Origin of the sequence: Streptomyces sp. KL116D (assembly GCF_030766975.1) — a bacterium.
Lineage (GTDB): Bacteria > Actinomycetota > Actinomycetes > Streptomycetales > Streptomycetaceae > Streptomyces > Streptomyces longispororuber_A.
Map to the genome: position 1 here is coordinate 83,317 of NZ_JASERH010000150.1, position 12,059 is coordinate 95,375.

Here is a 12,059-nt window from a genome sequence, read left to right on the forward strand (position 1 = left end):
CGGTCGAACACCGCAACGGCGCGAAGGCCCTCCGGCTCCGTACAAAAGGTATGAAAGTCTGGCCCCGGACAAGCAGCCGAGAGCAGCGACGGGGCGAGGGGAGCCGGACAGTGGCCACAGGCCGGTGGTGGCGGCGGACGGCGAGCGCGGCATGGCGCTCGCTCACCGTCTGGGCGGCGGGCACCGCGACGATGATGATCCTCGCCGGGATCCTGCCGGACTTCCAGCTCCAGTCGGACAGCGGCGACAGCCTCACCCGCGTCGCCATCACCGCGGCCCTCGGCGCCGGCGCCTTCGCGATCCTGTCGGCCCTGGTGTGGCCGCTGCTGGTGCGCGCCCTCCTCCTCGTACCGGCCCTCGTCCTCGGCCTCGTCGTCTTCTTCCTGAACGGCGCCCTGCTGCTGTTCGCCCTGAAGCTCGTCCCCGAGGGCCGCGGCGAGGTCGGCCCGGAGACCGCGGTCGTCGTGGCCGCCGTCATGTCGGCCGTCGCCTCGGCCACCGGCGGTGCCCTCGCCGTCCGCGACGACGACGCCTACCGCCGCCGCCTGTACCGCCTCGCCGACCGCCGGCGGCGGCGCGCCGAGGACGGCGCCGCCGTCTGCCCGCCCACCCCCGGCACCGTCTTCATCCAGCTCGACGGCGTCGGCCACGAGGTGCTGCGCCACGTCGCCCGCGACGACGTGATGCCCACGGTCGGGCGCTGGCTGCGCGACGGCCGGCACCGTCTCACCCCCTGGCGCACCGACTGGTCGAGCCAGACCGGCGCCAGCCAGCTCGGCATCCTGCACGGCTCGAACCACGACGTGCCCGCCTTCCGCTGGTACGAGAAGGACACCGGCGAGATCCAGGTCTCCAACCGCCCCACCAGCGCCGCCGAACTCCAGCGCCGCGCCATCCGGCGGACCGGCGACGGCGGCCTGCTCACCGTCGACGGGGCGAGCCGCGGCAACCTGTTCAGCGGCGGCGCCGAAGAGGTCGCGCTCGTCCTGTCCGTCGCCGCCCGCCGCGGCAAGGAGAACCGGTCGCGGGCCGGATACTTCGCGTACTTCTCCGACCCCGCCAACGCCGTCCGCACCGCCCTGTCCTTCTTCGCCGAGGTCGGCCGCGAGATCGGCCAGTCCGTCCGGGCCCGGGTCTGCAGGCAGCGCCCGCGCGTGAGCCGCGGCGGCCTCTACCCCTTCATCCGCGCGTTCGCCACGGTCGTCGAGCGGGACGTCGTCGTCGCGGCGGTCATCGGCGACATGCTCGCCGGCCGCAGCGCCGTCTACGCCGACCTCGTCGCCTACGACGAGGTCGCGCACCACTCGGGCCCGTTCAGCCGCGACGCGGAGAAGGTCCTCGAACGGCTCGACCGGTCCCTCGCCCTGATCGAGAAGGTCGCCGAGCACGCCCCGCGCCCGTACCGCGTCGTCGTCCTGTCCGACCACGGCCAGAGCCCCGGCGAGACGTTCCGCGCCCGCTACGGCCTCACCCTCCAGGACCTGGTGCGCGCGGGCTGCGGACTGCCCGTGCCGCGCCGGGCCCGCCGCACCCACAGCGGCGCCGAGGCCCGCGCCGCCGTGCGCGCCGCCCTGCACCGCCCGGTCGAGGAGTCCGCCGGCAGGGGCAAGCACAGCGAGCCGGTCGTGCTGGCCTCCGGGAACCTCGGGCTCGTCTCCTTCCCCGACGTGCCGCACCGGATGAGCCGCGAGGAGCTCGACGCCCGCCACCCGGCGCTGCTGCCGACCCTCGCCAACCACCCCGGCATCGGCTTCCTCCTCGTCCGCAGCGAGGAGCACGGCGCCGTCGTCCTCGGCGCGCGCGGCGCCGAGGTGCCGCGCGCGGAGCTCGCCGACGGGCAGGGGCCGCTCGCCGACTTCGGCCCCGGCGCCGCCGACGCCGTGCGCCGCACCGACTCCTTCCCGCACACCGCCGACATCATGGTCAACTCCTGGTACGACCCGATCGACGGTGAAGTCCTCGCCTTCGAGGAGCAGATCGGCTCGCACGGCGGGCTCGGCGGCGCCCAGGGCCGCCCGTTCCTGCTGTCGCCGCCCGGCCTGTCCGAACCGGTCGAGGACGGCGGCGACCTGGTCGGCGCCGAACAGGTCCACCAGGTCCTGCGGCGCTGGCTCGGCGAGGGGAACGGGCCGCAGGTGCCGCTGGAGAATTCGCCGGGCCGCGACGCCGACATCGCATCATTTGCGGTGGCGCCCCCGGAGCCGCAGGACAAATCCGCCTGATTTGGAGCGGAGCGCACCGCCGCCGGACCATGGGACGCCGCCCGGCGATCCCGCGGCGGCCTCAGCACGACCGAGAGGCGCACCCCCGCATGCACGACACCGGAACCGCACCCGTCACGGCTCCGGCACCGGGCGACGACCAGGACGGCAGGCACGCCCGCAGGTTCGGTCTCCCCATCGCCACGGCCCTGGTCATGGGCAACATCATCGGCGGCGGCATCTTCCTGCTCCCCGCCTCCGTCGCCCCGTACGGCACGATCTCGCTCGTCGCCTTCGGCGTCCTCACGGTCGGCGCGATCGCGCTCGCGCTGGTCTTCGGCCGGCTCGCGCACCGCCACCCGCAGACCGGCGGCCCCTACGTCTACGCCCGCGAGGCCTTCGGCGACTTCGCCGGATTCCTCGCCGCGTGGAGCTACTGGATCACCACCTGGGTCTCCAACGCGGCCCTCGCCGTCGCCGCCGTCGGCTACCTCGACGTACTGCTGCCCATCCACGGCTCGACGTTCTGGACGATCGTCGCCGCGCTCACCTGCCAGTGGCTGCCCGCGCTCGCCAACCTCGCCGGTACCCGCTACGTCGGCGCGGTCCAGCTCGTCTCCACCGTGCTGAAGTTCGCCCCGCTGCTGCTCGTCGCGGTCGGCGGACTGTTCTTCTTCCAGGCCGACAACCTGGGCCCGTTCCGGGCGAGCGGCGACTCCGCGATCGGCGCCGTCTCCGCGTCCGCCGCGATCCTGCTCTTCAGCTACCTGGGCGTCGAGTCGGCGTCCGTCAGCGCCGGGGAGGTCCGGGACCCGCAGCGCAACGTCGGCCGGGCCACCGTCCTCGGCACGGGGCTCGCCGCGCTGCTCTACCTGCTGTGCACGGTCGCGGTCTTCGGCACCGTCGCCCACGACGACCTGGTGAACTCCACCGCCCCGTTCTCCGACTCCGTCAACGCCATGTTCGGCGGCACCTGGGGCGGTACGGCGGTGGCGATCGCCGCGCTCGTCTCCATGGTCGGCGCGCTCAACGGGTGGACGCTGCTCAGCGCCCAGACGCCGTACGCGGCCGCGCGGGACGGGCTCTTCCCGGTCGCGTTCACCAAGCGGCGCCGCGGCATCCCGACGTTCGGCGTCGTCGTCGCGGTGACCCTCGCGTCGCTGCTCACCGTCTACAACTACACCGTCGGGTCCGCCGGGGTCTTCGAGACGCTGGTGCTCGTCACGACGTTCACGGCCACGGTGCCGTACCTGCTGGCCACGGCCGCGCAGATCTACTTCCTGCTGTCGGGGCAGGGGCACCGCGTGCGGCGCTCCCGGCTCGCCCGCGACATGGTGCTGGCCGTCGCCGCGTTCGGGTTCTCGATGTGGCTGGTCGGCGGGGCGGGGTACGCGGCCGTCTACCAGGGCGTGCTGTTCCTGTTCGTGGGGGTGCTGGTGTACGCGTGGATGGCCGCGACGAAGAAGCGGCGGGGTACCGCCCAGTCGCCGTGGGCCTGATCGCTCGTGGGCGGGTGCGGGCCGGTGGGGCTTCTCGCGCAGTTCCCCGCGCCCCTGAGATGCGCACCTGCGGTGCGGCATCTCCCCGACGGGGGAAGGCTGCGCGTCAGCGCATGCCTTCAGGGGCGCGGGGAACTGCGCGAGAAGCCCCCACCGGGCCCGCACCCGCCCATGAAACAGAACACGGCAGACGTCACCGCGCCAGCGGAGCCACGACCCACCTCAGCTTCTTGAACATCGAGTCCCGCGACCCGAGTTCGATCAGCTTCCGCGCAGCGGGGTACGCCTCGTTGCCCTCGATCTCGTAGCCGACCTCGAGCGTCCCCGGCACGTCCCTGACCTCCAGCCGCGCCTCGATGTCGGACGCCGAACGGCCACTGTCCGCCGCCATCGCGGTCAGATGCGCGATGCGCCGCTGCTGCGCCTCGTCGAGCGCCTGGCGCGGATCGCGCGAACCGGGCGAGGCGAGGGCCGACGTGCCCTTGCCGGACGGCGGCGCGACCGCGGACGCGGGGGTGCGGAGCTCACCGGTGGCCCGCCGCGTCGACAGGGTCGCCTGGACGACCGTGCCGTCGTTGTCGAGCGCCACCCGGAACTCGCCGCGGCCCGGCGTGATGACCGGGACGCCGTTTAGGACCTGGCGGAACGTGACGTGGGTCTCCAGCGACACCGGCTCACCGATCTGTGAACCGTCCTTCTTGCCGGTGTTCTGCATCAGGTCATGCACCCCGTCGACGACCAGCTCGGCGCCGTCGGCGTGCTCCTCGGCGAACTGCCGGGCCACCTCGACGGCCCGCTGTGTCGGCAGCTGCTGCGTGTTGCGGTGGTTGGCCTCGGCCAGCCGCACCCAGCGCACCGCCTGCGGCGCCGTCGACACGTACCGGTCGCCGGAGCTCGCACTGAGCACGCCCTGCCGCTCGACGTGCACCTCTTGCAGCGCGGCCTGCGGGAAGTGGGCGAGCTGGCCGAGCCGGGTGAGCTCCTGGCTCGGGTCGCGCGGCGCGAGCTGCACGATCGCCGGCTCGGCCGGCGCCTGCGTCATCGGGTCGCGCAGGCCCTCGCGCGCGTAGTACCAGCGCCACGCGTACCAGGCGTCGGAGACGTGCTCGCGGTAGAAGTTCCGCTCGGCGTTGAGGCGATTGGTCGCCTCGGCCTGGGTCGCGCCCGTGGCGGCCACCGACGGCGCCTGACCGTGGTAGATGTCCCAGCTCGCGTTGAGCCACGCGTCGCAGAACGTCTGCCCGGCCCGCCACTTCTCCCAGAACTTCTTGCCGTAGTCCGGGCTGTCGATGCTCGTCGTCTCGAACCCGAAGATCATCCGGGAGCCCAGGTTCGGGCCCGCCCAGGTGCGCACGGGGGAGTGCCCGTCGAGGACGCGCAGCGAGTTGCACGTCGACCAGAACACGTAGTTGGCCTTCTCGTTGCCGAACGCCATCCGGTTCGAGATAGCGTCCGAGCGGTTGTCCCACTTGGCGCCGAGCGGCGCGAAGAACACCCCGTTGCCGTCCATGCCGCCGTGCCCCGAGTGGTACACGGCCACCACGGCGTCCACGCCGTACCTGTCCTGCCAGTTGTCGTAGGTCTCCTCGTACGCCCACACCTGTACGCCGCTGTCGGCGAACCAGAAGTTGCGGTCGTAGAACTGCTGGAGGTACGAGAGCCAGCCGGTCGCGTCCTCGTGCGTGTGCGAGAGCGGGTTCTGGTTCACGAACTTCTGGATGCTGAACGCGCCCCACCAGCCGAACGTCGAGTCCCGGTCGGCCGCCGCACCGGGCTTGCCGGTCTCCAGCGGTGACGGGCCCCGGTCCGAATAGATCATGCGCATGGTCCAAACCCCCTGCCGAACCCCCTGCGGATCCCCCTGAGTTGGGGGCCTCAAAGTGTCACCGCCGTGACGGCTTGCCCAGCGCGCTTTCCGGCCATGGTGGTGCACGGGAAATTCGGCTGCGCGCCCGCGCGGCACGGCCCACACTGGTCGCACGGGAAGCCGCGCACCCGCGCGCCCCGTCCGTCGCCGCCGGGGCACCGCCCCGCCCACATCCCGTATCCCTCGTTTCCCGCAAGGAGTCAGTACGTGCAGGCTGCCGTCACGGTCACGCCCTCCCGCATCCCGGAACTGCTGCTCGGTCTCGCCACCGTGCGGCCGGTCTTCATCTGGGGCGCGCCCGGCATCGGCAAGTCGTCGCTGGTGCGTGCCTTCGCCGACTCGCTGGGCCTGGAGTGCGTGAGCCTGCTCGGCACGCAGCTGGCGCCCGAGGACCTCATCGGGGTGCCGCAGATCCGCGACGGGCGGTCCGTGTTCTGCCCGCCCGAGGCGATCGCGCGCGACGAGCCGTACTGCCTGTTCCTCGACGAGCTGAACGCGGCGACGCCCGACGTGCAGAAGGCGTTCTACTCGCTGATCCTGGACCGCCGGATCGGCAACTACGAACTGCCCGAGGGCTCGATCGTGATCGGCGCGGGCAACCGCGCCACCGACAACGCGCTGGCCCGCCCCATCGCCTCCGCCCTGGTCAACCGGCTCACCCACGTGCACCTCCAGGCGTCCGCCACGGACTGGCTGGCCTGGGCGGCCGGCGCCGGCATCCACCCGTGGATCCAGGACCACCTCACCGACCGCCCCGACCACCTGTGGTCGAAGCCGCCGAAGACCGAGGAGCCGTTCTCCACGCCCCGCTCCTGGCACATGCTCTCCGACGCGCTGCACAGCTTCGGCCCGACGCTCGACGAGGACACGCTGCGGATCCTCGCGCACGGCACGCTCACCCCCGCCCACGCCGTGGCGTTCTGCGGCTACGCGAAGATCGTCCGCAGCCGGTTCGGCCTCGACTCGATCCTCAAGGGCGACGCCCGCTGGCCGCACCGCGTCGAGGACCGCGACCTGCTGTACTACCTCGCCGACTCGTTCCGCGGCCGCCTCGCCAAGGACCTCCCGGCGTCCAAGGAGCACGCCTCGCCCGCGGTCCGCCAGACGGCCTTCCGCGCCAAGTCGCTGCTCGTGCAGCTCGCCGAGATCTCCGTCGAGGTCGCCCAGACCGTCATCGCCGACGACGCCGACGGCAACCCGCTGCTGCCCGCCTGGTTCCTCGTGGAGGCGGCCCGCGACATGCCCCGCCTGGTGGAGGCCCGCCGGTGAGCCGGGCCCGGAAGAAGACCGCGCAGGACCGTCCCGACCCGGCGACCGAGGCCTATCTCGAGGGACTCGCGACGGTCCGGGCCAATCCGGCGCTCGGCTCGCTCGACGCCGAGTTCTGCCGGGCCGGCTGCCGGGCGGCCCCGCCGAACGGCTGGGCGCACGTCGACTCGAACGGCCGCGTGCACGTCCACCCCACCCGCCGGGCCGACCCCGCCGAGTGGGCCTGGGCGCTCGCGCACTGCCTGCTGCACCTCGGCTTCGGGCACGTGCCGGCCGCCGGGGGCGGACGCGTGCAGCCCGACGCGTACGAACGGGCGGCGCGCTGCGTCGTCGTGCACCGCTTCCAGCAGACGTTCCCGGTGGGGCAGCCCCCCGCCGAGCTGCCCACGGTGTTCCCCGGCGGCGACGAGGAGCAGCTCGCCGCGCGCTGGCGCCGCGACGGCATCCCGCCCGAGTACGCCCGCTGCGGCGCGGGCGGCCCCGACCACGCCGACCAGGTGCTCGCGCCGTGGCCCGCCTGGCACGGGCCGGTCAAGGACTGGCAGGCGGTCTTCGCGCACGCCCTGACCCGCACGGTGTCGGCGGCCATGGACGTCGCCGGGGGCCGGCGCGACGAGCTCGGCGGGGCGCGGGTGCCGCTGCGGCCCTGGGAGCGGGCCCTGAGCTGGTTCGTCTCCTCGTACCCGCTGCTCGGCGGGGTCGCGGCCGGCATGACCCTCGTCGCCGACGCTGAGCTGGCCCGGGCGCACGACATCGCGATCGCCGCCGTCGCCCCCGACCTCGGCGAGATCTACGTCAACCCGCTCAAGCAGTTCTCCGACGAGGAGTGGCGGTTCGTCCTCGGCCACGAGATGCTGCACGCCGCGCTGCGCCACGGCGACCGGTGCGGGGCCCGCGACCCCTTTCTCTTCAACGTGGCCGCGGACTACGTCATCAACGGCTGGCTGCGCGAGATGCGGATCGGCGAGATGCCCGAAGGGCTCTTGTACGACCCGGAGTTGAGCGGCCTGTCGGCCGAGGAGGTGTACGACCGGATCGCCGCCGACCTGCGGACCCGGCGCCGCCTCACGACGCCGCGCGGCAAGGGGCGCGGTGACGTCCTCGGCGAACCCCTGCGCCCCGTACGGGACTTCGTGGACCTCGACGAGTTCTACCGGCGCGGCCTCGTCCAGGGCTTCGAGCTGCACCACGCGCAGGAGCGCGGTCTGCTGCCGTCCGGGCTGGTCGAGGAGATCCGGGCCCTGTCCCATCCGCCGGTGCCGTGGGACGCCCGGCTGGCGCGCTGGTTCGACGAGTTCGTGCCCCGGCCCGAGCCCCTGCGGTCCTACTCCCGTCCGGCGCGCCGCCAGGCCTCCACGCCCGGCATCCCGCGCGCCGGCCGGTACTTCCCGCCCGAGGCGGTCGCCCGCTGCACCTTCGGCGTCGTCCTGGACACCTCCGGGTCGATGAGCCGCACCCTGCTCGGCAAGGCGCTGGGCGCCATCGCCTCGTACGCGCAGTCCCGCGACGTACCGGCCGCCCGGGTCGTCTTCTGCGACGCCACCGCGTACGACGCCGGGTACCTCCCGGCGACGGAGATCGCGGGCCGGGTCCGGGTGAAGGGGCGCGGCGGCACGGTCCTGCAGCCCGGCATCGACCTGCTGCGCCGCGCCGACGACTTCCCGCCCACCGCGCCGGTGCTGATCATCACGGACGGCGCGTGCGACGTGCTGCGGGTCGCGCGCGAGCACGCGTATCTGCTGCCGCAGGGCGCCCGGCTGCCGTTCACCGCGCGGGGGCCGGTGTTCCAGGTGCGCTGACGCGGGGTTCCGGGGCCGGTTGGCGCGCTTCGCGGCGCCGTTTGTGATCGGATGGTGGGCACAGACACACACATCCGGAAAGGAACCACCGTGGCAACCACGCGCTCCGCCCACACGGTCTGGGAAGGCAACCTGCTCGAGGGCAGCGGCACCGTCACCTTCGACTCGTCCGGCATCGGCCAGCAGCCGGTGTCCTGGCCGTCCCGCGCCGAGCAGGCGAACGGCAAGACGAGCCCCGAGGAACTGATCGCGGCCGCGCACTCGTCGTGCTTCTCCATGGCCCTGTCGCACGGCCTGGCCGGTGCGGGCACCCCGCCCACCAAGCTGGTCACCTCCGCGGACGTCACGTTCCAGCCGGGCGAGGGCATCACCGGCATCCACCTGATCGTCGAGGGCACCGTGCCCGGCCTCGACGACCAGGGCTTCCAGGCGGCCGCCGAGGACGCCAAGAAGAACTGCCCGGTCAGCCAGGCGCTCACCGGCACGACGATCACGCTGACGGCCAAGCTGGCCTGACCCAGGCCCCCTTGACATAGGCCCGCTCAAGTTTTGTGCTGGATACCAGGACAACGTGAGCGGGCCTACTCATGGGACAGGAGGCACGTCATGGGGCGTGCGGTCGGTATCGATCTCGGCACGACGAACTCGGTGGTGGCCGTACTGGAGGGCGGTGAGCCCACCGTCATCGCCAACGCGGAGGGCGCGCGCACCACCCCCTCCGTGGTGGCCTTCGCGAAGAACAAGGAAGTGCTGGTCGGCGAGGTCGCCAAACGGCAGGCCGTCACCAACGTGGAGCGCACCGCACGCTCCGTCAAACGCCACATGGGCGACGGGAGTTGGCACTTCCCGGACAGCGGGACCATCGACGGCGCCCGCTACGGCGCCCAGGAGCTGTCCGCCCGCGTCCTGCAGAAGCTCAAGCGCGACGCCGAGGCGTACCTCGGCGAGGACGTCACCGACGCCGTCATCACCGTGCCCGCCTACTTCGACGACGCCCAGCGGCAGGCGACGAAGGAGGCCGGCGAGATCGCCGGGCTCAAGGTGCTGCGCATCATCAACGAGCCGACCGCGGCCGCCCTCGCGTACGGCCTCGACAAGGGCGACGAGCAGACCGTCCTCGTCTTCGACCTGGGCGGCGGCACCTTCGACGTCTCGCTCCTGGAGATGGGCGAGGGTGTCATCGAGGTCAAGGCCACCAACGGCGACACCCAGCTGGGCGGCGACGACTGGGACCAGCGCGTCGTCGACCATCTCGTCCGGCAGTTCAAGAACGCCCACGGCATCGACCTCGCGGCCGACAAGATGGCCGTGCAGCGGCTGCGCGAGGGCGCCGAGAAGGCCAAGATCGAGCTGTCGTCGTCGAGCGAGACGAACGTGAACCTGCCCTACATCACGGCGTCCGCGCAGGGCCCGCTGCACCTCGACGAGAAGCTGACCCGCGCCCAGTTCCAGGAGCTCACCGCCGATCTGCTCGACCGGTGCAAGAAGCCGTTCCACCAGGCGGTGAAGGACGCGGGCGTCGAGCTGAAGGCCGTCGACCACGTGATCCTCGTCGGCGGCTCGACCCGGATGCCCGCCGTCACCGACCTCGTCCGGGAGCTGACCGGCAAGGACCCGCACAAGGGCGTCAACCCGGACGAGGTCGTCGCCGTGGGCGCCACCCTCCAGGCCGGCGTCATCCGCGGCGACGTCAAGGACGTCCTGCTGCTCGACGTCACCCCGCTCTCCCTCGGCATCGAGACCAAGGGCGGCGTCATGACCAAGCTCATCGAGCGCAACACGACGATCCCGACGCGCCGTTCGGAGATCTTCACCACCGCCACCGACAACCAGCCGTCCGTGGGCATCCAGGTCTTCCAGGGCGAGCGGGAGATCGCCGCCTACAACAAGAAGCTGGGCGTCTTCGACCTGACCGGGCTGCCGCCCGCGCCGCGCGGCGTGCCGCAGATCGAGGTCACCTTCGACATCGACGCCAACGGCATCATGCACGTCTCCGCGAAGGACCTCGCCACCGGACGCGAGCAGAAGATGACGGTGACCGGCGGATCGGCGCTGCCCAAGGACGACATCGACCGGATGATGCGGGAGGCCGAGGCGCACGCCGACGAGGACCGCAAGCGGCGGGAGGCCGCGGAGGCCCGTAACGAGGCGGAGCAGCTCGTGTACCAGACGGAGCGGTTCCTGCGGGAGAACGAGGAGCGGGTCCCTCCGGACGTTCGCGGTGAAGTGGACGCGGCCGTCGCCGAGTTGAAGGAGACGCTGGCCGCGGAGCCGCCCGACACGAATGCCCTCCGGGACGGGTTCCGGAAGCTTGCCACGGTCAGTCAGAAGGTGGGCACCGCCATGTATCAGCGGGGTGGTGAGGAAGGCTCCGCCGGGGACGTGAAAGATGACGTGGTCGATGCGGAGATCGTGGACGACGAGAAGGGAGAGGCCTCGTAGGCCGACGACTCGGGGCTCTGCCCCGGGCCCCGCTCCTCAATCGCCGGAGGGGCTCGATATGTCCCCCGGAGGGGCTTGAATCAGCTCAGCTCAGCTGTGTGCGCCACTTCTGGAGGATCTCCAGCGTGCGCTCCGCGCCCGCCGCCTGTGCCACCAAGTGGTCCAGCACCTCCAGGTGCGCGCCCACCTCGTCCCGTGCGTCCAGATAGAGCGCCCCGGTGACGTACTCGCTGTACACCATGTCCGGCAGCTCCCGCACGGGGAACCGGAACAGGGTGAACGGGCCGAACGTCCCGGGGTGCGGGCCCGAGGAGAACTCGGCTATCTGGAGCGTGACGTGGGGGAGGCGGGCCGCCTCCATCAGGCGGTCGAGCTGGCTGCGCAGCACCGCGGGGCCGCCCGGCGGGCGGAGCAGCACCGTCTCGTCCATCACGACCCACAGGTGCGGCGCGTCCTCGCGGTGCAGCAGCGACTGGCGCGCCATGCGCAGCGACACGTGCCGCTCGATCTCGTCCGGGTGCGAGCGGCCGACCGTGCCCGCGTCGAAGACGGCCCGCGCGTACTCCTCGGTCTGCAACAGGCCCGGCACGAAGTGCGGTTCGTAGGCGCGGATCAGCTCGGCCGCGCCTTCCAGGCTCACGTACAGGCTGAACCAGTCGGGCAGCACGTCGTGGAACCGCTGCCACCAGCCCGGCAGGTTCGCCTCCTCGGCGAGCGCGACGAACGCCTCTATCTCCCGCTCGGGAACCTCGTACAGCTCCAACAGCATCTGGACATAGGGGATCTTGAGGGCGACCTCGGCGGTCTCCATCCGGCGGATCGTCGCCCCGGTCACCCGCAGTGCGCGGGCCGCCTCGTCCCGCTTGAGGCCGGCGGCCTCCCGCAGATCACGCAGGCGTCTGCCGAGGACGACCTGGCCCACGGTGGGGGCGGGCCGTCGTTCACTCACGTCACGTCTCCCCACGTGCCGGTTGACGACGAG

The 12,059-nt window shown here is 72.4% G+C and carries 8 protein-coding genes; 6 read left to right on the plus strand and 2 right to left on the minus strand.

The features are described 5' to 3' along the window. Positions 1–50 precede the first annotated feature (50 nt). Positions 51–2,222 carry an alkaline phosphatase family protein gene (locus tag RBJ77_RS59595; RefSeq protein WP_372352561.1) on the plus strand — a complete coding sequence of 724 codons (2,172 nt, stop codon included), beginning with the start codon at positions 51–53 and terminating at the stop codon, positions 2,220–2,222. A gap of 89 nt (positions 2,223–2,311) precedes the next feature. Further along, positions 2,312–3,700 (plus strand): amino acid permease, encoded by a 1,389-nt coding sequence (locus RBJ77_RS59600; RefSeq protein WP_372352562.1) that lies wholly within the window; start codon positions 2,312–2,314, stop codon positions 3,698–3,700. Between the two features lie 193 nt (positions 3,701–3,893). On the opposite strand, the gene RBJ77_RS59605 is transcribed toward RBJ77_RS59600, so the two are convergent. Beyond that, entirely contained in the window at positions 3,894–5,519 is a 1,626-nt protein-coding gene (locus tag RBJ77_RS59605; protein ID WP_372352563.1) for a DUF6345 domain-containing protein, read from the minus strand. Between the two features lie 255 nt (positions 5,520–5,774). Between RBJ77_RS59605 and RBJ77_RS59610 the strand changes: the two genes are divergently transcribed. From RBJ77_RS59610 to dnaK, 4 genes are all read left to right on the plus strand, one after another. After that, positions 5,775–6,836, plus strand: coding sequence for an ATP-binding protein (locus RBJ77_RS59610; protein WP_372352564.1), 1,062 nt, complete (start codon positions 5,775–5,777; stop codon positions 6,834–6,836). After that, entirely contained in the window at positions 6,833–8,635 is a 1,803-nt protein-coding gene (locus tag RBJ77_RS59615; RefSeq protein ID WP_372352565.1) for a hypothetical protein, read from the plus strand. The genes RBJ77_RS59610 and RBJ77_RS59615 overlap by 4 nt, the downstream gene beginning before the upstream one ends. A 90-nt stretch (positions 8,636–8,725) precedes the next feature. Further along, complete coding sequence (locus RBJ77_RS59620; RefSeq protein WP_255977345.1) at positions 8,726–9,151, plus strand: OsmC family protein; 426 nt, start codon at positions 8,726–8,728, stop codon at positions 9,149–9,151. 90 nt (positions 9,152–9,241) lie between these two features. Next, complete coding sequence (gene dnaK / locus RBJ77_RS59625; protein ID WP_372352566.1) at positions 9,242–11,077, plus strand: molecular chaperone DnaK; 1,836 nt, start codon at positions 9,242–9,244, stop codon at positions 11,075–11,077. Between the two features lie 85 nt (positions 11,078–11,162). Here the strand turns inward: dnaK and RBJ77_RS59630 are convergent, their stop codons facing one another. Further along, positions 11,163–12,026 (minus strand): helix-turn-helix domain-containing protein, encoded by an 864-nt coding sequence (locus RBJ77_RS59630; RefSeq protein ID WP_372352567.1) that lies wholly within the window; start codon positions 12,024–12,026, stop codon positions 11,163–11,165. Between the last annotated feature and the right edge of the window lie 33 nt (positions 12,027–12,059).

Bases quoted from the DNA above. Each gene is read 5' to 3' on its own strand.
- RBJ77_RS59595 (WP_372352561.1), top strand. From the start codon at position 51: ATGAAAGTCTGGCCCCGGACAAGCAGCCGAGAGCAGCGACGGGGCGAG.
- RBJ77_RS59600 (WP_372352562.1), top strand. From the start codon at position 2,312: ATGCACGACACCGGAACCGCACCCGTCACGGCTCCGGCACCGGGCGAC.
- RBJ77_RS59605 (WP_372352563.1), bottom strand. From the start codon at position 5,519: ATGATCTATTCGGACCGGGGCCCGTCACCGCTGGAGACCGGCAAGCCC.
- dnaK (WP_372352566.1), top strand. From the start codon at position 9,242: ATGGGGCGTGCGGTCGGTATCGATCTCGGCACGACGAACTCGGTGGTG.